This window comes from Pelovirga sp. C15f, from assembly GCF_057178085.1.
Genome location: NZ_JBXUCV010000002.1, coordinates 271,287 through 294,597, shown reverse-complemented (window position 1 = coordinate 294,597; position 23,311 = coordinate 271,287). Strand labels below are relative to the sequence as shown.

Sequence of the window (23,311 nt, the reverse complement as noted above, 5' to 3'; positions counted from 1 at the left end):
TCTTACCAGGGGCCTGTTGGTTCATGATCTAGTGCAGGACGGGACTATTTCCCCTCATCGCCGCCGTAGCTCATTTCCGCCATCTGCTTGTAAAGGCGATAGCGATTGGAAGTGATCTTGTTGGCATCGTCCATCAGGCTTTGAGCAGCTTCCGGAGCAACCTTTTTGAGAACCCGATAGCGGTTCTGCTTGAGAGCATAATTCTCGAAAGAGATGGTCGGCTCCTTGCTGTCCAACTGGAGCGGGTTCTTGCCCTGATCCGCAAGACGCGGATCGAAACGGTAGAGCGGCCAGTGACCGGATGCTACCGCTTCCTTACAGCCTTCGATCGCGCTGTCCATGGCAATACCATGGGCGATACAGTGACTGTAGGCAATGATCAGTGAAGGGCCGTCAAAAGAATCGGCCTCAAGGAACGCCTTGACCACCTGAGCCGGGTTGGAAAGAGCGACCTGCGCGATATAAATGTTGCCATAGGACATGGCCATCATCCCGAGATCCTTCTTGGGCTGACGCTTGCCGCCGGCAGCGAACTGGGCAACTGCACCCAGAGGTGTCGACTTGGAAGCCTGACCACCGGTGTTGGAATACACTTCCGTATCCATGACCAGGACATTGACGTTCTCGCCGGAAGCCAGAACATGGTCAAGGCCGCCGTAACCGATATCGTAGGCCCAGCCATCGCCACCATGAATCCACACCGACTTGACAACCAGGAAGTCGATATTCACCAGCAGCGGCTTGGCGGTTTCGTGGGTGCATTTTTCGAGGATTGACCGCAGTTTGGCAACCCGGCCACGCTGCAGTTCGATCTCCTCCTGGGTCTCCTGGGTGCTGTCGAGGATAGCCCGCTTGAGATCAGCGGTGCCCTGACAGGCGGCACAGCCACAGGAGATGTTGCTGGTCAGCAACTCACGGGCATATTCCGTGCTCTTGTCGATGGCCAGACGCATGCCGTAGCCGAACTCGGCGTTATCTTCAAACAAGGAGTTACTCCAGGATGGCCCAAGGCCGTCCTTGCGCGTGGTCCAGGGGGTTGTCGGCAGGTTACCACCATAAATAGAGGAACAACCGGTCGCGTTGGCGACCAGCATACGATCACCGAACAACTGGGAACAAAGCTTGACGAAAGGCGTTTCGCCACAACCGGCACAGGCCCCGGAGAACTCAAACAACGGCGGTAACAGCTGAGTTCCCTTAAGGGTGTTGCGATTGACCAATACCGGATCGGTATCAGGCAGATTCAGGAAAAACTCAAAGTTGGCTGCTTCGCTGGCGCGCAATGGAGCCTGGAAGGTCATGTTGATAGCCTTGTGTTTTTCGTTTTCCTTGCTCTTGGCCGGACAATTGTAAACACAGGCACCACAACCGGTACAATCCTCAGGGGCGACCTGCAGGGTGTAACGTTTGCCGTCCATATCCTTACCTTTAGGAGCAACCGCCTTAAAGGTGGCCGGGGCACCGGCAAGGGCGCTCTCGTCATAAATCTTCATGCGGATCGCCGCATGCGGACAGATGAAGGAACAGATCCCGCACTGAATACAGAGATCTTCATCCCATACCGGTATATTGACAGCAATATTGCGCTTCTCGATTTTAGCGGTTCCGGTCGGGAAGGTGCCGTCGGTCGGCATGGCCGACATGGGCAGTTCGTGACCGACACCATCAATGATCGGCCCAAGGGTTGAAGAAACCAGGCCCGGGTAGGCGCCCCATTTGCCGGTCTGCATGTCGATACTGCTGTCAGCGACGGTCGGTACCTTGACCTCAAAGATATTTTCGAGAGCGGCATCAACGCCCTGCTTGTTCATTGCCAGAACCTTCTCGCCGGCCTTACCGTAGGTCTTGTCGATGGCGTCCTTGATCTGCGCAATCGCCTGACTTTCCGGAATGATGCCGGAGATCTTGAAGAAGGCGGTCTGCATGATGACGTTGATCCGTGCACCAAGGCCAATCTTCTCGCCGAGATGAATACCGTCAATAACAAAGAACTTGAGCTTTTTGTCGATGATGCGCTGCTGCACCGCTTTCGGCAGCTTGCCCCAGACTTCGTCCTTGTCATAAGGCGCGTTCAGCAGGAAGGTCGCACCTTCTTTGGCGTTCTTGAGCATGTCGTATTTCTCAAGGAAAGAGAAATTATGGCAGGCAATAAAGTCGGCCTGAGTGATCAGATAAATACTCTTGATCTCGTTCTTGCCGAAACGCAAGTGAGAGGTGGTCATGGTACCGGCTTTCTTCGAATCATAAACGAAATAAGCCTGGACCTTGTTGTCGGTACATTCACCAATAATCTTGATCGAGTTTTTGTTGGCGCCAACGGTACCATCAGAACCCAGACCGAAGAACATGGCGGCATAACCGTCAAAGGGGACCCGGAAATTCGCGTCAAAGTCGAGGCTATTGCCAAGCACGTCGTCCTTGAAGCCAACGATAAAATGATTCTTCGGCTTGTCCTTGAGCAGGTTGTCAAGAACCGCCTTGCACATGCCCGGGTTAAACTCGAAGGAGCCCAGACCGTAGCGACCACCGACGATAGACGGGTAGCCTGAGAAGCTGGTCAGATTCTCAACCATGCCTTCACCGATCGCAGTACGCACCGACTGATAAAGCGGCTCACCGATAGAACCAGGTTCCTTGGTGCGATCCAGCACGGCAATTTTTTTGGTGCTTGCAGGGATAGCTTTACAGAACTCCTCAATCGGGAACGGCAGGAACAGGCGGATTTTGATCATCCCTACTTTCTCGCCCTGGGCAACCATATAGTTGATGGTTTCTTCCATCGCCTCAGCGCCGGAACCCATCATCACCACAACGCGCTCGGCATCAGGAGCACCGACATAATCAACCAGGTTGTAGCGGCGACCGGTACGGGCGGCAAATTTGTCCATTTGTGCCTTCAAAATACCCGGCACTTTTTCGTAGTAGGGGTTAACCGTTTCACGCCCCTGGAAATACACATCGGGATTCTGGGCGGTACCACGAAGTTTTGGACGTTCCGGTGACATGGCACGTTCGCGGTGGGCCGTCACCAGATCATCGTCGATCATGTGACGCATGTCGTCACGTGACAATTCCTCAATTTTCTGAACCTCATGGGAGGTACGGAAACCATCAAAGAAATGCAGGAAAGGCACCCGGGATTCAAGAGTTGCTGCCTGGGAAATCAGAGCAAAGTCCATGACTTCCTGCGGATTATTGGAGCAGAACATGGCCCAGCCAGTCGAGCGGCAGGCCATAACATCGGAGTGATCACCAAAAATCGACAGCGCCTGAGCAGCAATGGCACGGGCCGACACATGGAAGACGGTCGGGGTCAATTCACCGGCAATCTTGAACATGTTGGGGATCATTAACAGCAGTCCCTGGGATGCAGTAAAGGTTGTGGTCATGGCACCGGCCTGCAGCGCACCATGGACGGCACCAGCGGCGCCCCCTTCTGACTGCAATTCAACCACCTTGGGAACGGTGCCCCAGATGTTCTTCTCACCGACCGCACTTTTGGCGTCGGAGATCTCACCCATGACCGATGACGGGGTAATGGGGTAGATGGCAATCACCTCATTGGTCGCATGAGCAACATGCGCCGCTGCGGCATTACCGTCGATATTGACCATTTTCCGAGACATGCATACCTCCTGTGTAAGTTAGGTAAATGGTGTTCTTTTCAATTAAAAGAACAAAGGAACTTCACTCATGATACAAATCAAGCTGGTTCATAATGTGCGGCGACCGGAGACCGCATGTTGCACGGTACCGGCATCGATATATTCCAAACCACTGCCCGAAGGGATGCCGTGGGCCAAACGACTGGCCGATATCCCACGTTGCTGACAGAGGCGCGCCAGGTACAGGGCCGTTGCCTCCCCTTCGACGCTGAAGTTGGTGGCGATAATCACCTCATCGAAAGGCTCGGTGACCAGGCGTTGCTCAAGCTGTGGAATCTTCAAATCCTCCGGGTCAATCCCATCCAGGGGCGACAACACCCCGTGCAGTACATGATACAGACCGCGATACGAATGGCTGCGCTCAATCGCCAGCAGATCCTGAGGTTGTTCAACCACGCAAAGCAGGCGCTGGTCACGTTGTTCAGCTGCACAGATGCCACAGAGTTGTTCTTCAGCAACATGAAAGCACTTCTCGCACAAGCGGACGTTGCGTTTCATCTCCAGCAGAGCATCAGCCAGCGCAGCAACCTCAGAATCCGATGTGCGCAACAGATGAAAAGCCAAACGCGCCGCCGTCTTGCCACCGATCCCCGGCAACTTCCCCAGTTCAGCTTCTAAACGAGCGAAGGACGGGAGGGAGCCTAGCACAATTTTATCTCCAAAATCTAATGGTTTATGCTTTTATAACATTGTTTTCAGGGAAGCTAAAAAACTACAATGAGACCAAAAAGAATGATGGTGCATTGGTCTGACCAAAGACAACACTACCACGCAGAAAGGGGTTGACTCAATCTTTTTTTATCGGCGTTAAAAGCTAATGCTTTCGCAAAAAGCATCTTACTTGGATGGCTGGGCAAAAAACGCCAAATGAAAAGCGCCATTGTTGAACAATGAGGCGTACTTACGTACGTCGAAGCGGTGAAACATTCGCAGCAACGCCGCTGATGGTGAGTTTTTGCGACACCATCAAAACATCCCCGGGATATTCATGCCTCCGGTAATCTTACTCATCTCCTCCTGTACCATCTCCTGACTCTTCTTCATGCCCTCATTGACTGCGGCAATGACCAGATCCTCGAGCATTTCGACATCCTCGGGATCAACCACCGCTTTTTCAATTTTCAGCTCGAGCAGTTGCTGCTTGCCATTAACCCGCGCGGTCACCATGCCGCCGCCGGCGGTCGCTTCAACTTCTCTGGTGGCCAGCTCTTCCTGCATCCGGGCCATTTTTGCCTGCATCTGCTGAGCCTGCTTCATAATGTTGCCCAGTCCTTTTGCCATGACGTTCTCCTTTTAAATGAGTAGAAACCATTGTAATCTTCACTATTCAGCCCTGTCCTTTGCTCAGGATCCCTGACCCGGCACTGAACAGATACAGATTACTATACAAAACCCTTGTCGATGGGGGTTACCTTTTCCACTTGACCACCAAAAATCTCCAGAGCCGATTTTACCAGCGGATGCTCAAGAGCATTCTCGCGCAGCTTGCGCTGGCGGTCGCTCTCCTGACGCTTACGCTCCTCATGCAGTGATGGGGGCTGGGGTTCGCCATTGGCACCTTTGATAATCTCGATTTTTACAGGTACAGAAAAATATTCCGCAGCCAGCCCCTGCAGATTCTGCTGCATCTCACTATCAGCCAGACCAAAAAACTTGGCCGGCATGGCGATCCGCAGCAGTGGCAACTCCAGCGTCAACAGGCTGGCCTGTTCAAGCAATGATGAAATGCGTGGACGCCGCCGACTTTTGACAAATTCAACCAATCCTGCCCAGCTGCCTGTTGATTGTTCCTCAGCCGGCTGAGCTTCAGGCTTTTTTTCCTCAGGCTCCTCCGGTAGCGGCGGCAACTCGGGGGGGAGGTCGGACCCGTGGCTCGCCCCCACTGAAGCAGATGCGGCGACATGGCTCTCGCCGACAGCCGGGGTTGCAACAGGCGTGGGAGCAGAACATTCAACCCGCGCCAGCAATTTCTCCTCCAGACCCTCCAACCGCTGGATAAGGGTCGCAACATCAATCCCGGTGGGCAACGTCGCCAGCTTGACCAATGCAATTTCCATGGTCAGACGTGAAAAAGAGGACGTCGCCAACTCGGCTTCAGTCCGCAGCAAAAATGCCAGAATCCGCTGGAATTCATCGAGTGGGCGGGGCGTGGACAGACGACGCAATTCGGTCAATTCACCTTCACTGAAGTCGAGCAGTTCTCCCGGCTCAGCAATCACCTTGAGAATCACCAGGCCGCGCACCAGCGCCACCAGCTGCTGACAGAACTGGCGAAAGGAATGTCCCAGGTCATCAACCTGCGCCACCAGCGTCAGAAGTTGTTGTGGATTGCGTTCAACAATGGCGGTCAGGGTATCCAGCAGCAGCTTACTGCTGACCTGACCGAGAATCTGCTGCACCGTCTCATCCGCCACCTCATTACCGCAGCAGGCAATCACCTGATCAAAAGCCGACAGGGCATCGCGCATACTGCCGCCACCGTGACGGGCAATAGCGGCAAGGCCGACATCACTAATGGTGATTCCCTCTTCGCCGGCGATGTACTGTAAGCGTGCCTGTACCGCCGTGATGCTGATTTTTTTGAAATCAAAGCGCTGACAGCGTGACAGAATGGTGACCGGAATCTTATGGGGTTCGGTGGTGGCAAAAATAAATTTAACGTGGGCAGGTGGTTCTTCGAGGGTCTTCAGCAACGCATTAAAAGCGCTGCTGGAGAGCATATGCACTTCGTCGATAATAACAATCTTATAGCGCCCCCGGGACGGCAGATAACGCACCGCATCACGTAGCTCGCGGATATCATCGACGCCATTGTGGGAGGCACCATCGATTTCGAGGACATCCATCCCCTGACCGGAGGTGATTTCAACACAGGAGGAACAGGTACCACACGGGGTGGTGGTGATTCCCTGTTCACAATTCAGAGCCTTGGCGAAGATCCGCGCCGCCGAGGTCTTACCAACCCCGCGCGCACCGGTGAAGAGGAAGGCGTGATGCACCCGATCAGTGGTGATGGCATTTTTCAGGGTTTGGCTGACGTGCTCCTGGCCGACCAGATCGTCGAACAGCTGTGGACGCCACTTGCGCGCCAGAACCAGATACGACATGAAGAGCTCCATCTGTTAGCAGGAAAAAAATTGCCGATACAAGAGACAGCCGGGTACCCCCGCGGCACACATTCAAACCGCTACCGCTGCTCCCTTCCGGGCCTGACGGGGTTTACGGCCGCCTGTTGCGCAGGACCCGGCTGTCACTTCTACCGGCAACACTTTCAACCTATGTAGTCTATATCGAGAACCTTCTGCAAGGCGCCTTTACATACCACCAAACGTTCACCAAACGGCTCAAAAACTTCACCAGCAAGGCCCTCGAATTCACGCGGCATAAGACGTATTGACTCATACGTCGTTGCAGCGGGGGTGAGAGAAACGCAGCTGGGGGAGATTTTTCAGCCGTTTGAAATCTGGCGGAGAGGGGGGGATTCGCCCACTACGTCACCGCCATCACGGCGGCTCCTGCGTCGGCTCCCCTACGCTCACTGCCGCGGCCATCCATGGCCGCTCTTCTGACATTAAGTCAGCGTTCGCTTCGCTTCGAATCCCCGAAGCATTTGTGCTAAATAACTGGCGGAGAGGGGGGGATTCGAACCCCCGGTAGCTTTCACTACACCCGCTTTCCAGGCGAGCACCATCGGCCTCTCGGTCACCTCTCCGCGAAACCGGGAAGATACACCAACCAAAATGAGGCTGTAAAGTTATTTCTCAATCGACGTAAGGACTCCGCATGAACTTGTGGCTCCCATGGCAAGGGTGTCTGTCGCCATGGACGGCGACAGTCAAACGGCCACGGATAGCCCTGGGGGGGACAATCGTGTCTTCTGGATTGGGAGTTGCAGGGCCATGCAGCGATATTCAGACCTCACCTTCCTCAACTCCGAAGCGTCCGTTAACCCGGTACAAAAACGCGAGAATCTCGGCCACCGCCTGAAACAGCTCGGGCGGGATATCCTCCCCCACCGGCACCCGCCCCAGCACTTCGAGCAGATCGGGATCTTCAACAATATCGACGCCGGCCACTTTGGCAGCCGCGATAATGCGCTGGGCGAAATCCCCCTGCCCGGCCGCCACCACCTTGGGACCGGTCAATGCCTTCTGGTCGTAATGCAGGGCGACAGCGCGTAATGGTTGAGTATTTCTGTTCATCAGGCCCTCGTGTCAAGCAGGGTGTGCTGGTGTGGCAACAGCGATTGCTGCAGCTGCTTTAAAGGATGCTGGGCATCAGCGCTATAGTGAACCTGACGCAGTTTCAACTGCGACAAGACGGCGGCAAGTTCATTTTCACATCCCTTGAGGTATTCCATCTTGCGGCGATCCTCGCAGGCCAGGCGCACCACCAACCCCTGATCGGGCAACAGATTGAGGTCGACGCGCATACTTCCGAGATTTAAGAGACGCAACGACAGGGAAATCCTTACTTCCTCTTTTTGATTTTGCGCAGATTTCTCATGCTCTGCGGTCTCCTGGCGGCCGGCAACCAGGTAACCGTCACTCAGACCTACCAGAGGCAAAGGTAGAAATTGCAACTGCGTCTCACTAAAGCGTGCTTTACACAGCTGAAACAACTCAATACGATTTAGCGGTTCACGTAAATCCTCACCACTTTTCTGCTGCAAGGTCAGCAGGGTCTGTTTGAGATTAGCCAGCGCGAGCTTCTGCTTGCCCAGCAGCAGCTCGCGCTCAAGGTGCAGACCAAAAAATTGGGACAAGAGCCCTAACGCCTCGCCCTGCGCCGGAACCGAAGGAACTGCCGTCAATTGCTGCAACTGAACCGCCACCAGTTGCAGACCCTGTTGCAACAAAGGCGCAACCCCTTCGCGGGTTAACAATTGATGGATTTGCGCCGTCAGGCCGTCAATTTTCCCCAGCAGATCAGGCGTCAGCGGCGGATTCAGCGCCGGAGCGACGCGGGGCACAACACTGCCGACCCCCAGCAGTGTTTTGAGTTCCTGTAATACGGGTTGCAGCGCCTTATACACATCCTGTTGTGGCGGCGGAAGCGACAGGGTCACTGAAGAGGGGGACGCAGCAAGTTGTCCAGGGACTCCCCCGGCGGCCCGGGAATCAGGCTGCACCACCACCGGCTCCGCCTGCGCTGCACCGGCTAGCTGTTCGAACTGCGCCAGCAGCCTTGTCGCCTGCCCGGCGATCTGTTTGGTAACCCCCGGATGATGGCGGAGCAATTGGAGTGCTTGCGTCCATTCCGGTGTCCGCAAAGCCGGCAGGGAACGAATGTCAGCATGTTGACGCAACTGGGAAAAAATTTCAGCGGTGGCCCTCTGCCAATCTTTTGACATGTTCTCGCCACCCAGCTCGATCAACGGCAGTAATTGCACCTGCAAGCGCCCCAACAACTGCACCACTAGTCGCGATTGCTCTGTGGATCCCACCAGCGCGGGAGAATTTGTGGTCGACAGGGCAACAGGCGCAGGAGCAGCAGCAAGCGGCACAGCGGGTGGCACAGCGGCAAATTGTGAGGTTGTGGGACGAGCAAAAATTTCGCCCCCATGCCGCAACCCTCGCAGTTGCACGACCAGCTGATCAACCCGCTCCCGCAACCGGGCAAAATGATCCGACCCGGGGCCGAGCAGCTGGCGCAGCTGAACCACCAGGGTTTGTTCTGACGAACCTAGGTGCCGGGTCAATTCCGGACGCTGCAAGCGTTCCAGCAGTCCTGACCAGTCAAAAGGCTGCGACAAGGCCGGCAGGCGCACCGCCAGCTGCTGTTGCAGACGATTATTCAGGACCAGCGCTTCCAGTCGTGGCGTGGTCTGGATAATGCGTAAATCAAGGATCTGACCGGGCGGCAACGGGCGAGTCCCAACTGGCCGGAAGAGCTCATTGCCAATTTCAAGCAGTACCTCCTCCCGCGCCCCGGTAGCCACCACCAGAGCACGCACCAGTTGTTCCGGGCGCAAGCCGGCGACAACACCAGAGGCCGAACTGACGGTTGGCAACGAAGGGAGCAGAAACAGATTAGGTGGAGAAGGGATAGAAGCTATGTCCATCTGACTATTATCGAACTTTTACCCTCAGTAGCAAAGGAAAAACGCCCTGTCAGCCACCAGGGCTCCCAGAACACCAGGAGAAGAAAGCCTGAGGTGAATTATTATTGTTTTTCTTGGCGGACTTGGTGCCTGGTTGCAGAAGGTTGAAAAAAGACCTAAATCGGTCTGTCAAATCAGTGACATCGGTCCTGTCACGGCTCAACTGCGTCAACAGATCGTCAACAGGACCTTGGCTGCCACCGAACACCTTGAAATTCCAACACAATAAAAACTGGCATGGCGTTCGCATTAACATCAAAAAAACTAAAGACTTTTCTGTCAGCACCCGAAAAGCCTGTTACATCCTGATAGTGCAATAAATGAATTGAGTAAAGGCCACCCTATGATGAACGCTACCGCTCTGGTCATGGCTAGCGACAATAGCCAGCAAAAGCAAATCGTCAAGCAGTTGACAGCAACCGGCCTGTTTAGCAGGGTTACTCCCATTGCCACCATTGCCGATCTGTTCCGGCGCTTGAAAAGTGCGCCGGCCGACATGATCTGCTGGACGGTTAATCGGTTGCACCCGGAAAATAATTGGATACATCGTCTGCAGGCACAAAAAAAGTGGCATGATCTGCCCCTTATTGCCTTCGCCGACAACCAGCAGAACGTTCTTGCAGGTTTTGAACTCGGTGCCAGCGATGCCCTGCAACTGCAGATTGATCAACAGGAACTCAGTGCCCGCATCAAGCGCCACCTGCAGCGCTGGGAGCGCCTGCGTGAGTTGCGCGATGCCCAGGAAGAGCTGCAGCGCATGGCCCTGACTGACCCCTTAACCCGCATCGGCAATCGTGCCACCTTTGACCTGAGCATGACCCAGGCCATGGCCCGAAGCCGGCGCACGCAAAGCCCTTATTCATTGCTGTTGATCGACCTTGATCATTTTAAACAGGTTAATGATATCCACGGCCACCAGGCCGGCGATCACATCCTTCAACAAGTCGCCGCGGCGATTAAAAAATCATCTCGTGACACCGATATCTGCTGCCGCTACGGCGGTGAAGAGTTTGCCGTGATTCTTCCTGATACCGCCGCTTGCGATGCAGACATCCTCGCCCGGCGCATCCATCGAAATATCGCTGTGGCCTCACGCAAGCTCCCCCTGGACCATCAGCCAGTGACTGTCAGTATCGGCATCGGCAGTTCCTCCGACATGAATCGCGGCGAGGTTGATCTGATGATTGAGCAGGCCGACCAGGCCCTCTACCACGCCAAGCGTAATGGCCGTAATCGTACCGAAATCTGGCATTGTAATGAATTACTGAATGCTGATGTATCTGGGGATTTTTGCCCGCTGTTTAACGCCGACAATATGGTGGGAAACCTGACTGGCAACCTGGCACTGGCAGGGCGGGTTTAGTTTAACGCTGTATTCTGTATTCTGGAAGTTAAAGACTGTCCAACACCTGAACCTTAAGCCGCAACTGTCGGCGCTGCTCGGCCAGGCAGAAGGCTACAATCTCGTCACGGTCATCATTTTCAATGGCAACAAATTTCAGCGCCAGGGAATGGTCACGGCCAAGCAGGTAACTTCCCACTACCTCACCAACGCACTCAATCATCGGCGTATCCACATTGAGCAGGATTTTCATTCCGGTCCGCACCCCGCGCTCGACTTTTTCAGCAACCGGAAAACGTACCCCGCCGCCACTGATATTGGCAATGCCCTGCACCGTGTTCACGGCAGCTTCCTCATCCTCATCCTCGAGTTGCCACCAGCTGATCACCAGCTCGGCATCAACCCGGAAATACTCGCGCTTCTGTAGATAGGAAAAAGACTCTACCAGCTCCAGCACCAGCTTGTCAGCAGCCGGCTGATGATCTATGCGGGCCTGGATCGATTTAACAGCGCCGGCAACGTCAAAGGCAATACGACATAACACGGTGGGATCAAGGGCGTGCTCCTTGAGCTGGCCCTTTAAGAAGATCACTTCAAATTGTGGTGCCTTGGTTACCCGCGCCACGGCATCTAGTTGAGCGACAGCACCCCCCTCAACCGGCAGGGTGATTTTTACAACGCGGTAATCGTCAAGATGATCAAGAATCGACATGCGAGCGTACTATTCCTGTGCAGGGGGGCCAATCACCTTCACCTTGAGGCGCAGTTGTTTGCGCTGTTCAGCCAGGCAGAAGGAGACAATAGCATCCTGATCCTCTTCTTCCAACCCGATAAATTTAAATGCCGCCGTCGGTCCATCACCATTATCGTAATAAGCCACCACTTCACCGACACACTCAATCACCGCCGCCGGATCATCAATCACGATTTCAAATCCAACTCGCGATCCGGCAGGCAGTTGCCGGGTCACCGGCAGGCGAATCCCGCCGCCGCTGATATTAACCGAGCTGGCAACTGAACTGGCCACCGGGTTTTCCGCGTCGATCACCCAATAACTCACCGAGAGATCGGCATCTATCCGGAAATATTCACGCTTCTGCTTATGAACAAAACTTTCAACCTGCTCCAACAACAAGCGCTCGGCGGTCGGTTGGTCAACAATCCGCGCCGTGATTGACTTGTGCTCGCCGGCGATATCAAGCATGACCCGACAGGTGGTTTCTTTATCGAGGGAGAGTTTTTCGAGCTGATCCGGCAGAAATGTGATCTCAAATTGCAGCCCTGAGGTGAGTCTGGCGACCCCATCCAGATGGACATGTTTACCCCCTTCAAGGGGAAGAGTCACCTTGACAACACGGTAGTCCTTAAGATGATCGAGTACGGACATGGCTTGTCACTTTTCAAGTAAGTTCCCCCGCAACAAGCAGCGGGGCGTTGACATTGAGAAAGCAGAATTTTGAGTTCAGGAATACAGAATACAGAATACAGGGGTCAGGGGCCAACAAAAAATCCAGTGGGAATTGCTTCTAATGAAGTGTGCCTACTGGATTTTCGATATTCCTGCGTCAATAGAAAGGTCGCTCGCGCTTACATTACCCCACCCCACGTGCGGCGGCAGGGAGACTGGAGACCGGGCGATGATAACCGGCAACGGCGGTACGACCACTCTTGATTTGCGACAATTCACTGGCAATGACGGCCATGATGCCACGAATTCTTGGCAATAGCAAATGGTTCAACTCTACAATCTGCTCGAGTAATTCATTGCGCTCAATAAACAGGGGATGTTCTTTCCAGTATTCGCTGTCGGCAGCATACAACTCAAACAGGCGCTCATCGTTAACACCGGCATCGTCCTGCAACTGCTGCAGGCGCTCTGTATAAAACTGTAACGCCACCGGATCTGCATCCGTCAGTAAAGCTTCAAGATGCCGCGCGTGGGCAATAATATCTCGATACTGTTCAATTGATGTGTTCAGGCACTGTTCCATCAACAAGGCTCCTTTTGATACTGCGCTACCATGATCTAGAAACTCACATGGATACGGTCAGGCGCCGGTGCCCATCAACAGATGAACTGCCTGCCATCTGCGGGCCTCGAGCAGCCATAGCAGTCTGACGATTGATCTCGATCGCTTCAGACCAGGTTGTCCGCAGATCAAGGAGCAATTCCTCCACTACCTGCAACTTGGCAATGCTGTTTTCGCTACGCGCACCAATCAGTTCACGCATCATGAAATGATAAAGTCCATCAAGATTCTCGGCGATCTCACCACCTATGTCGCGATCCAGGGTGTTGGAAAATTCAGCAATAATTGCCAGCGCCCGACTGATGCCCTCCAGCTTCATGGATGGCCGATTTTCTTCGATGCCGAGGATCGCCTGGCGGGTAAAGCGGATCGCCCCATCATAAAGCATGATCAGAATCTGCTCCGGTGACGCATTTAATATCTGATTATTCTGATATTGATTGGCATAGGCATTCATATTATTACTTCCTCGTCATCATGTTGTTAAGCAGATCAAACTGCTGGGTCAGAAAAGTGCTCTGGGTATTCATCCCGCTGACCAGCTGTTCAAGGGCGTTGAACCTGTTACGAAGGGTTTCTTCCTTTTTTTCCAGCCGCATCTCGATCTGTTCAATCCGGCTATCAATACGTCTGACGTTGGCCTCGGTACTCTTTTTGTTTGCCGACAGCAACCCATCGACAGAATCCGTCATCGTTTTGAGATAGTCCTGAAAATTAACGGCAACCCCGCTTGTCTCTCCCTCACCGACCAGTAATTTCTCAACACTGGGGAGATTTTCCCTGATTGCGTCGGTCAGGGTTTCGTCATTTAGTTTGACGGTGCCATCCTTCTGGGTCTCCAAACCCAGCTGTGACAGGGCCCTCAAACTGCCGGACGTGCTGACCCCGATCGTCAACAAACTCTGGAGACGCATCTTGATATTGTACATGCCGGAATCGCCGCTGAGGATCCCGCCGGAGGATCCCGCTTTCACGGACTGATCACGGATAAACGACATGACATCATTGTAGCCCTTCACAAATCCCTGGATCTGTGACTTGATCGCCGCTTCATCAAGGGCCACGGAAACCGTCGTCTTTGTCCCCTCTTCGGCCTTACTCAGGTTAAGAGAGAGCCCTGGAATCGCTTCATCCAGAGAATTCCCGTCGGCATAGATATCAACATTATCAACCCGAATATGCGCCCGTGTTGCGGCCTGCGTTTCAGCCATGGTCAATGGGCCGAAGGTACTGCTCAACGCTGTTGTCGTGATGCTCGCACCGGCGCTCAGGGAGAGAACGACATTATCGCCATCGGCGACTATCTCGGCTGTGACTCCGGTTGTTGCCGTTTCCGCGTTGATTGCGTCCATCACGTCGGTCAGGGAGTTAGCTTCGCCGGCAAGGGTGATCTGATGCCCCGTTGACAAATCGAGGGTGCCGCTACCGAAATAGGCCTTGTCGGCACTGGCAAAACCACCACTTTGCAATTGCGCGCTGATATCACCACTGATGCCGGCCACACCGGACACCAGCGAAAAACTCGTCGCGGGGTCCTGCCCCGTCAGCACCAGACGATAGGGGCTGTCCGTGCCATCATTGATAATCGCCGCACTGACCCCGGCATCAGCCGCATTGATCGCCTGCATGATCCCGGACAGGGAATTGTTGCTTTCATCAACAGCAATGGTCAATGGTTCGGCATCGCCGACCGTCAGGGTCAGTTCCCCCGACGCAAAAACAGCAGCGGCTCGATCAACATAGCCCTGGCTGACACTCTTCTGCACCTGCGCCAGAGAAACCACTTCCACCTGATAACTGGCGCCCGGCAGAGCCTCAGCCCCGGCGCTCACAGAGAAAAAATCCTTACTGGACGATGTCACTGTATTCTTTAGCAGATTTTCGGAAGATTCGAGGTTTTCGGCTGCTGCCAGGAGGCTCTTCAGCCTCGCATCAAAGGCTGAATAGGCCTGCTGCCGCGAGTTGTACCAGGACTTGTCCGTTTCCAGACGGGTAATTGGCCGGCGCTCCAGCGCCATCAATTCTTGGACGATATTGTTGGTGTCCAACCCGGTCGCGAGTCCGCCAAATGTGATTGCCATAACTAAATCTCCCGAGATCCTTACACGTCATCCAGCACTAGTAAACTTCTCTACCCTTCGGTGTTGACAACATTGCCGCGCAAATCATTCAACCGCTTGGTCAGATCCATAAGCTCCTCCGGCGGAATCTGCCGAATCACCTCGTTGGTCTCCCGATCCACGACTTTCACCACCATGCCCCCGCCGCTTCGATCATTCTCAAAACGGACACTGTAAAGGCCTTCCTCGGTCAGGGCATTGATCTGCTGCAGCAGCTCTTCCGGCTGAACTTTCTGCTGCTTGTTGCCACTGTCGCGGGCGACTTCCTGCTTCTGCTTGCGGGCCTCATTGACCAGGTCGGCGCCCTTACTGAAGGATGATTGACCGGTACTCTGGGTGCTGACATTGACTAAACTCTCGACATTCATAAGCGTCTCCTCGTGACACTCCCAATCAACAGGAAAAGCCGGGAACCGGAATTAACGTCCGATTCCCGGTTTTGTTCTACCTAGATAGTGAGGGGTACGGCGTACCCCTCACCGGTTACGGGTTAATAATTACCCGAGCAGGCTCAGAGCCAGTTGCGGCATCTGATTGGCTTGCGCCAGAATGGAAACACCAGCCTGCTGGAGGATGTTGTTCTTGGTCATCGCTGAGGTTTCCTGAGCGATATCCGCATCCAGAATCCGGCTGCGGGCAGCGGAGAGATTCTCGGAAACATTCTGCAGGTTGGCAATCGTTGATTCAAAACGATTCTGGACCGCACCCAGATCACCACGGATGGTGCTGATCTGCGACAGGGCCAGGTCGACGCTGTCAATAGCGACCCAGGAGTCACTGGCTGATGCAATGGTGAGATCATTGATCAGTACCGTTGCCCCGGACACCGCATAGTCAGTGCTGGCAGCAGTACCCACCTGCGCAGTACCGACTTCAGGAGTACCGATCAGTTCGAGACCACCGGACAAGGAGATTGATGCTTCTGCTGCTGCAGCATCAGTTGTACCGACTGCATCCACCAAAGCACCAGCGGTTCCGTCACTATTAATCGCAGATGCAATGTCAGCTGTGGATACTGCAGTGATGTCTACCGCAGAATAAGTGATAGTACTACCACTCACCGAAACACCTGCATCAGAAGCGGCAGCACCGGTTACCAGAGCTATAGTGATCGCATTGCCGTCGGTTCCATCTGTATCAGCAGTAAAGGAGAGTGTGGTGTTGGTAGCACCAGCACCTGTTGCAGCGGCAGCAGCCTGGTAATCGGAGCTTTCAGCAACATAATCGGAGCTTGCTGGAACATAATCAGAGCTTGCTGCTGTACCGGTAACGGTTCCGGCATCCACAGCACTCAGATTAGCACCGGAGGCACCAGCGATATCAAAACTGATGGTCTGGTTCGTACCGGCATTGGCACCCACCTGGAAGGTTGCGCCGACAAAAGTACCGTCGAGAATCTTGCGACCGTTGAACTCGGTGGTATCAGCGATACGATTGAGTTCGGCCTTGAGCTGAGTTACCTCGGCATTCAGGGAGTCGCGGTCGGACTGGCTGTTGGTATCGTTTGCCGACTGCACGGCCAGTTCACGCATGCGCTGGAGAAGATTGGTGCTTTCCTGCAGGGCACCTTCAGCGGTCTGCGCCAGGGAGATACCGTCGTTGGCGTTACGGGCAGCCTGATTCAGGCCACGGATTTGCGCGGTCATGCGGTCGGAAATAGCCAGACCGGCAGCATCATCCTTGGCGGAGTTGATACGCAGACCGGAAGAGAGGCGCTGCATCGATTTCGACAGAGCACCCTGTGATTGACCCAGATTACGTTGAGCGTTAAGGGAAGCGACGTTAGTGTTGATTGTTAAAGCCATGATGTTCCTCCATGAAGTTGTTTGTTGGGCATCCGTGCCCAAAAGTTGTTGGCATTGCAAAAGATGATTGCTTTGCCTGTGGGGTTTTGCTGCTGGTTAACCTAGGATGGTATCCGCTCCTGTCCTGTTCCATCACCTCCTTTTCCCGGATTGGATTTCCCGTTGGTGGGCTTTTCGACCGGCTCTTAGAAAAACTTTAGGGGAAAAGAGAAATAATTTTGCATTATCTGCTGCAGGAACAGAGCGCTGTGATTGCCCGGACGGTGACCGAAGAGGAAATAACGCTGCCCGATGAAATAAATCAGGGGCGTGCGGCAGCACGCCCCTGTGAAGACCATCCACCCTTACCTTTTAATCACAAACCCCTGGGAGGTTGGTAGCGGAAATACCTTGTAACCGCGTTTGCCGAACCATTCGTCCTCCGCCAGTTTCTGCGCCCGGTAAAAAACCATTTCGTAATCATCGAGGATGATCATCCCGCCCGGCACCACCCGCTCGAACAGGGCGTCCAGGGTAGCGATCTCCGCCGGCGCCTGGTTCAGGTCAAGATGCAGATAAGCGATCTTTTCCGGCGCACCTTCTGCCAGAACATCCGGCAAAAACCCTTTTAATATCTTAACATTCGGATAGTCCTTAAAGCGTTTTACAACCTGCCGATAGAGTTGTGGTCCGTGGGCCTGCATGGAATGATTTACCATCTTTTCATTATGCTCGAAGACATCATAAAGCCAGAATGTTTTAGGAAAATCTCTACCGCCAAGGTAATCAATGACGGTCTTAGCCCCAACACCCTGATAGGCACCGCATTCGACAAAATCACCATCAAGATGCTGACAGTGAAAAGCTGCCATCGACAGGATATAGCGCCGCCAGATGATCGTCTGGTCCGGGGGGGTAATGGCATTTTCCTTCCAGGACTGCATAAAGGGTTGATCATTCAGCATGGAGTTGTTGCGCTGAAAAACAAACATGTTGTCGCCATAGTGAAAGGCGGTGGTCTGCTCTGACGCTTTGCGCATCAGGTCATTGAACAGCGCCGGATCCTTAGTCCCCCAGTGGACCGGATTAAAAAAATTCATGATCGGCTTATCGTCTTGAGCCGGACTCGCGGTTTCTTCATCAAAGTCCCGCTGCGCCAGACAGTCTTTCCCGGGGCGTTTTTGCTCCCACATGCCCCGGATTGCGTCCTCAAAGTTCCGGGCAAAGCGCTTTGCGTTAAACAGCGGCGAGGCAAGGACCTGCTCGCGCAACCTGGCTCGCAGCTCCGCTAAGCTCTCCAGGTCGCCGGCCATGGCAACGGCTTTCACTACATATTCTTCCGGGCTCGCTGTGATCCAGTCCGGCAGTCCGGCAGCTGTAAGCAGGCTGGCGCCCTGCCGGGACAAAAGCGATTCTCCGGCCAGGGTGACCGTCGGCACGCCCATCCACAAGGCTTCACAGGTCGTTGTGCCGCCCGGATACGGAAAACTGTCGAGCACCAGGTCAACCTTGCCATGTGCTGCAAGATAGCCTTCGCGAGGCACTTGCCCAACCGTCTCGACCCGTGAGGGATTGATGCCCAGCTTTTTCAAACGTGCATGCAGCTGTTCAACAACCTGCGGATCCCCCAGCTGTTTACATTGCCAGCGCAAACGCGACTCTGGAAGCTCCGCGAGAATGGCGCTCCAAAGAGTCAGTACGTCATCCCCGACCTTGGTGTATTGCTGAAAACAGCCAAAGGTCACATAGCCGTTTTTCAACGCCGGCAATGGTGACACGGAAACCTTCTGGTGTGGTGCGCTGAAGCAGAGCCGGGTCTCAGGGAGATACCAGATGGATTCGGAAAAATTCTTCTGGTGAAGTTCCGGCACCCCGACCTCATCGGCCATAAAATAATCGATCGCCTCGACTCCGGTCGTGGCAAAATAGCCCAGCCAGCTGGCCTGAATAGGCGCCGGCTTCCAAACCATCATCGCCAGGCGATTGTGGCTGGTGTGTCCGGCCAGATCGAACAGAACATGCACTCCTTCGTCGCGGATCTTTTTAGCGGCGGCTTCATCACTCAATCCGAACAGCGGTCGCCATGCGGCAAACAGGGGTTTGATGCGCGAGGTCAGATCATCTTCTTTGGGGTTTGTCGGATAGGCAATCAACTCAATACGCGCCGAATCAAAGTGCCCGAGAAGGCTTTCCAGAAAAAAGCCGACCGGGTGGTTGTAAAGATCGCCAGACACAAAACCGACCCGCAACCTCTCGGCCTGCGCTTCACACTGCCAGGAAGAAAACGGCGCCTTCACTTTTTTTGCCACAACCTGACCAAACTGCCGGGCTTCTTCAAGAAAATAGTCGGCCGTATTGCTTGAATAATTCAAGGTAAACAACAAATTACTAAAATGTTCCGTGTTTTGGGGCTCAAGCTTAACTGCTCGCCGCTGCTCTTTTACCGCTTCGACCAGGCGGCCTTGCTTGCGCAGACTGACGCCTAAATTAAGCCGGGCCGTCGCATACCCGGGAGATATTTTCAGTGCGCGCCGAAAGCAGGCTTCGGACTCGACGATGCGACCATCATCCAACAACGCTGCTCCCATATTATTATGAATTGCCGCATCTTCCTTTTGCTGCAATGCCTTGCGAAAGCACTCTTCTGCTTCGGCATAACGACCTTGTTGCCGCAACAGGTTTCCATAGTTGTTCAGGGTTATGCACAGTTCCGGGGCCAGCTTCAGGGCTTTTTTGAAATTTTCTTCTGCTTCGGCCAGCCGTCCCCTGGTTCTCAACAGTTCGGCATAACTGCTCAAAACTTCCGGATCTTCCGGCAGCAGCGTCGAAGCTTGCTGCAACGCCTGCAATGCCTCATCGCCTGCATCTTGCTGAATTAAAACCACCCCCAGAACCTTCCAACCCAGACTATGTTCGGGAAAGCGTACAGTCAGATCCCGGGCAAAAGCCTCAATCGCTGAAAGTCTTCCTCTACGCTGCAAACTGTTTAATTTCTTGATGTCCTGCCGAGAAGGTCCGGGCGGGGGATCTTCAGACGGTGCCGGCAACTGCTGATGATCGATTTGCAGTTGCGCTGCGAGCTGGTCTACCTTGTCGCCCTGCAACCCGTGCTTGCGTCCGAGGACAAGGGTCTCTGCCGCGACAGTGAGCTGCTTATCCTGAATCAACGCCTCAATATAACTCATCCAGTACTGCTCATTCTCGGGCTGCGCTTCCAGGGCAGTCTGCAAAAAAGGGAGGCCCGCTTGCGGCTCTCTGGTCTGGACCACCAGAACCCCGAGATTGTGATTTGCGTCCGGGTGGTCAGGCTGTACGTCAATAACCCCGCGGTAGAGCTCTTCAGCCGCCTGGATTTCTCCCGACTTATGGTGAGCTACTGCTTGCTGCATCACCTTTGCTACCGTCTGCTGGAGTTCTTGTTCAACCGTTGCGCTTGCGGGGTGTTTGGATTCTGAAGATGTCAACATAAGCCAGGTCCTTTGATAAGAATTGGTGCGCCGAAATAACCTAAAAATCCGGTTCCTTTAACATTAAAGCGAATAGCAACGCTCTACATGATCTGTCATGTAAATGTTCATTCCGCTTTAAATCGGAAAATTTCACGTACAAAATATTAGTGTTTGCAAAAACTGTGCTCAATTGTTGGTCTTATTGAATAATGGGGGGGGAATCAAGCAAGAGGAACCAACTTATTTGATCTCAAACTACCGCCAAACAGGCTTCGAAGCGGAAAGAAGAAAAAATTTTCGCCGAGACTTATTTTTCTGAAACACAGCACCTGCAACCAACGGACTGAACAGATTGCTTGCTTGTCATCAGGTGGGCGTAAAGGTGTCAAGATTTTGTCCCGCGACCTGCGGCTGAAGAAAAACAGCTCCTTACAGTACTATCACCTCACTCGAAAACATCCGCGACGTGAAAAGCCTCTCCCGCCTGATCTTTTGCCGACAGCATAATTTCCACATCCGACGGCCAGACAATATTCAGTTGCGGGTCATTCCAGATAATGCAGCGCTCATATTCGGGGGCATAATATTCGGTGGTTTTATAGAGGAACTCGGCGGATTCACTTAACACCAGAAAACCATGGGCAAAACCTTCGGGAATCCACAATTGACGTTTATTTTCTCCCGACAAGAGCTTCCCCACCCATCGCCCGAAGGTTGGTGACGAACGACGCAGGTCAACAGCCACATCAAACACCTCGCCGGCAATCACCCTGACCAGTTTTGCCTGCGGTTGTTTGATCTGATAGTGTAGACCGCGCAAAACCCCTCCGGCGGACTTTGAGTGATTGTCCTGTACAAATTCCGGGGAAAAACCGGTTGCCTGCGAAAAGGTTCGGTGATTGTAGCTCTCAAAGAAAAATCCGCGCTCGTCCCCGAAGACCCTGGGTTCAAGCATCAGAACTTCTGGAATTTCCGTCGCTGTAACCTGCATCAGAATTCATCCCGTGCGACCATCTGCAGATAATCCCGGTAACTGGATGCCGGGGTCGCTGAGATGATCTGCTGCAGCTGATCCGCATCAATAAAACCGGTGCGGTACGCGATCTCTTCCAAACAGGCGATTTTCAACCCTTGGCGCGCTTCCAGGGTTCCGATAAAGTGGCTGGCCTCAAGCAGGCTGATGTGGGTGCCGGTGTCGAGCCACGCAATGCCGCGTCCAAGTTTTTCCACCTCCAGCGTGCCACGTTCAAGGTAGATGCGATTGACATCGGTAATTTCAAGCTCGCCGCGGGCTGAGGGACGCATCGATTTGGTGATTTCGACGACCTGGTCATCGTAAAGGTACAGCCCGGGAACAGCGTAGTGGGATTTCGGCTGAAGGGGTTTTTCTTCGATACTGAGGACCTTGCCCTGCTTGTCGAATTCCACTACGCCATAACGTTGTGGATCGGCCACGGGATAGCCAAACACCCTGGCGCCAGCATGGAAAGAACGGACAATACGATCGAGCCCCATCTTGCCGTAAAAGATATTGTCCCCCAGAATCAGCGCAACGGGACGATTGTCGATAAAATCCTCCCCAACCAGAAAAGCCTGGGCGATCCCGCCGGGTTGCTGCTGCACCTGATAACAGATGGAGATCCCCCAGCGTGAACCATCCCCCAGCAGCGCTTTGAAACGCGGGGTGTCATCCGGCGTGGAAATAATCAGAATATCGCGAATCCCTGCCATCATCAGCGTTGCCAGGGGGTAGTAGATCATTGGCTTGTCATATACCGGCTGCAGCTGTTTGCTGGCAACCAGCGTCAGCGGATAGAGACGGCTCCCGGCACCGCCGGCTAAAATGATGCCCTTTTCAATACCTGCCATGGTGCACCCTTTCGGTTTCAGAATCGTATTTCAATCAGTGTCTCTCATCGAAAAATATCTGGCCAGACTCTCCTGCCATGGCGGTATCATCTCTTTCGTCGCTGTCTGGTATTTATCTTTCGACAAAACTGACCAGGGAGGACGCACAGCGGGCAAGGGATAATCAGCTGTGTTTATCGGCAGTATTTTTTCAATCTTTAGAGACATCCCCTGCTGCTGTGCCAGTCGAACAATCTCGCAGGCAAAATCGTACCAGCTGCAATACCCGCTCCCGGAAAAATGATACAGACCATGTTCCGGCTGCGGGTAGGAAGGGTGAGGCACAATCGCCAACAGTCTGAAGATAGCGGCAGCCAGGTCACAGGTCAGTGTCGGTGAGCCGATCTGATCGTTCACAATGCACAGTTCCCGGCGCTGCCGGGCCAGGCGAAGGATGGTTTCAACAAAGTTCGGACCGTTCAGACCGTACAACCAGCTGGTGCGGATCAAAAAATAACGTTTCAGGCCGCTGCCGACCAATGCCATCTCCCCAGCCAATTTGCTGCGCCCGTAGGCAGATAAAGGATTGGGAGGGTCGGTCTCGACATAGGGTTGCCGGGCACGGCCATCAAAGACATAATCGGTCGAAATATGCACCAGGGTTGCATCCAGTTGCCTTGCTGTTGTCGCCAGCATTCCTACCGCTGTGCCATTGACGAGCATGGCTGTTTCTTCCTCAGCTTCACAGCGGTCCACCGCGGTACAGGCGGCACAGTTGACGATGATATCAGGACGCAATTCCAGCAACCGCCGGGTAGCCGTTTCCGTTTGTGTGAGGTCAAATTCCGGCAGGTCAAGACCGATGATGATGACCGGGTCGGGTGCTGCCGCTTGCACGGCACTGGCCAGCATTCCCTTGGCCCCAACCAGGGCAATCCTTATCTTTTGCGGCTGAGCCAGCGTCATCGAT

Annotated in this window: 18 protein-coding genes, 1 tRNA gene, 1 other RNA gene and 1 pseudogene; 1 reads left to right on the top strand and 20 read right to left on the bottom strand. The window is 53.9% G+C overall.

Annotated elements, in window-relative coordinates; all coding sequences use genetic code 11:
- Window positions 1-44: 44 nt before the first annotated feature.
- From nifJ to AC1931_RS06595, 8 genes are all read right to left on the bottom strand, one after another.
- Window positions 45-3,626 carry a pyruvate:ferredoxin (flavodoxin) oxidoreductase gene (gene nifJ / locus AC1931_RS06630; RefSeq protein WP_483876458.1) on the bottom strand — a complete coding sequence of 1,194 codons (3,582 nt, stop codon included), beginning with the start codon at window positions 3,624-3,626 and terminating at the stop codon, window positions 45-47.
- An 87-nt stretch (window positions 3,627-3,713) separates the two neighbouring features.
- The gene (gene recR, locus AC1931_RS06625; protein ID WP_483876457.1) at window positions 3,714-4,313 is read right to left on the bottom strand and encodes a recombination mediator RecR; all 600 of its coding nucleotides are present in this window, start codon (window positions 4,311-4,313) and stop codon (window positions 3,714-3,716) included.
- Window positions 4,314-4,631: 318 nt separating this feature from the next.
- Complete coding sequence (locus AC1931_RS06620; protein ID WP_483876456.1) at window positions 4,632-4,946, bottom strand: YbaB/EbfC family nucleoid-associated protein; 315 nt, start codon at window positions 4,944-4,946, stop codon at window positions 4,632-4,634.
- Between the two features lie 101 nt (window positions 4,947-5,047).
- Window positions 5,048-6,772, bottom strand: a complete 1,725-nt coding sequence (gene dnaX / locus AC1931_RS06615) for a DNA polymerase III subunit gamma/tau (protein WP_483876455.1) — start codon at window positions 6,770-6,772, stop codon at window positions 5,048-5,050.
- Window positions 6,773-6,816: 44 nt separating this feature from the next.
- Window positions 6,817-6,914: signal recognition particle sRNA small type (gene ffs / locus AC1931_RS06610), an RNA gene on the bottom strand.
- A gap of 375 nt (window positions 6,915-7,289) precedes the next feature.
- Window positions 7,290-7,377 (bottom strand) — tRNA-Ser (locus AC1931_RS06605).
- 199 nt (window positions 7,378-7,576) lie between these two features.
- Complete coding sequence (locus AC1931_RS06600; RefSeq protein ID WP_483876454.1) at window positions 7,577-7,867, bottom strand: EscU/YscU/HrcU family type III secretion system export apparatus switch protein; 291 nt, start codon at window positions 7,865-7,867, stop codon at window positions 7,577-7,579.
- Window positions 7,867-9,729 carry a hypothetical protein gene (locus AC1931_RS06595; RefSeq protein WP_483876453.1) on the bottom strand — a complete coding sequence of 621 codons (1,863 nt, stop codon included), beginning with the start codon at window positions 9,727-9,729 and terminating at the stop codon, window positions 7,867-7,869. Before AC1931_RS06595 ends, AC1931_RS06600 begins: the two co-directional genes overlap by 1 nt.
- A gap of 382 nt (window positions 9,730-10,111) precedes the next feature.
- On the opposite strand from AC1931_RS06595, the gene AC1931_RS06590 reads away from it, so the two are divergent.
- Window positions 10,112-11,131 (top strand): GGDEF domain-containing protein, encoded by a 1,020-nt coding sequence (locus AC1931_RS06590; RefSeq protein WP_483876452.1) that lies wholly within the window; start codon window positions 10,112-10,114, stop codon window positions 11,129-11,131.
- 28 nt (window positions 11,132-11,159) lie between these two features.
- On the opposite strand, the gene AC1931_RS06585 is transcribed toward AC1931_RS06590, so the two are convergent.
- The 12 genes and pseudogenes from AC1931_RS06585 to rfbD form a co-directional block, all read right to left on the bottom strand.
- Window positions 11,160-11,822: a PilZ domain-containing protein gene (locus AC1931_RS06585; protein WP_483876451.1), complete on the bottom strand. Its 663-nt coding sequence runs from the start codon at window positions 11,820-11,822 to the stop codon at window positions 11,160-11,162.
- A 9-nt stretch (window positions 11,823-11,831) separates the two neighbouring features.
- Window positions 11,832-12,497: a flagellar brake protein gene (locus tag AC1931_RS06580; protein ID WP_483876450.1), complete on the bottom strand. Its 666-nt coding sequence runs from the start codon at window positions 12,495-12,497 to the stop codon at window positions 11,832-11,834.
- A 205-nt stretch (window positions 12,498-12,702) separates the two neighbouring features.
- Entirely contained in the window at window positions 12,703-13,101 is a 399-nt protein-coding gene (locus AC1931_RS06575) for a hypothetical protein (protein WP_483876449.1), read from the bottom strand.
- Window positions 13,102-13,144: 43 nt separating this feature from the next.
- Complete coding sequence (gene fliS, locus AC1931_RS06570; protein ID WP_483876448.1) at window positions 13,145-13,597, bottom strand: flagellar export chaperone FliS; 453 nt, start codon at window positions 13,595-13,597, stop codon at window positions 13,145-13,147.
- A 4-nt stretch (window positions 13,598-13,601) separates the two neighbouring features.
- Window positions 13,602-15,221: a flagellar filament capping protein FliD gene (gene fliD / locus AC1931_RS06565; protein WP_483876447.1), complete on the bottom strand. Its 1,620-nt coding sequence runs from the start codon at window positions 15,219-15,221 to the stop codon at window positions 13,602-13,604.
- 50 nt (window positions 15,222-15,271) lie between these two features.
- Window positions 15,272-15,628, bottom strand: a complete 357-nt coding sequence (locus AC1931_RS06560; RefSeq protein WP_483876446.1) for a flagellar protein FlaG — start codon at window positions 15,626-15,628, stop codon at window positions 15,272-15,274.
- Window positions 15,629-15,757: 129 nt separating this feature from the next.
- Window positions 15,758-16,087 carry a flagellin gene (locus tag AC1931_RS06555; protein ID WP_483876928.1) on the bottom strand — a complete coding sequence of 110 codons (330 nt, stop codon included), beginning with the start codon at window positions 16,085-16,087 and terminating at the stop codon, window positions 15,758-15,760.
- 567 nt (window positions 16,088-16,654) lie between these two features.
- Window positions 16,655-17,065, bottom strand: a pseudogene (locus AC1931_RS06550) (flagellin N-terminal helical domain-containing protein); the annotation flags it as partial.
- Between the two features lie 344 nt (window positions 17,066-17,409).
- A complete protein-coding gene (locus AC1931_RS06545; protein WP_483876445.1) occupies window positions 17,410-20,511 on the bottom strand; it encodes an O-linked N-acetylglucosamine transferase family protein in 3,102 nt (1,033 codons plus the stop codon).
- Between the two features lie 427 nt (window positions 20,512-20,938).
- Entirely contained in the window at window positions 20,939-21,484 is a 546-nt protein-coding gene (gene rfbC, locus AC1931_RS06540) for a dTDP-4-dehydrorhamnose 3,5-epimerase (RefSeq protein WP_483876444.1), read from the bottom strand.
- The gene (gene rfbA / locus AC1931_RS06535) at window positions 21,484-22,362 is read right to left on the bottom strand and encodes a glucose-1-phosphate thymidylyltransferase RfbA (protein ID WP_483876443.1); all 879 of its coding nucleotides are present in this window, start codon (window positions 22,360-22,362) and stop codon (window positions 21,484-21,486) included. The genes rfbC and rfbA overlap by 1 nt, the downstream gene beginning before the upstream one ends.
- A 30-nt stretch (window positions 22,363-22,392) precedes the next feature.
- The gene (gene rfbD, locus AC1931_RS06530) at window positions 22,393-23,307 is read right to left on the bottom strand and encodes a dTDP-4-dehydrorhamnose reductase (protein ID WP_483876442.1); all 915 of its coding nucleotides are present in this window, start codon (window positions 23,305-23,307) and stop codon (window positions 22,393-22,395) included.
- Window positions 23,308-23,311 lie beyond the last annotated feature (4 nt).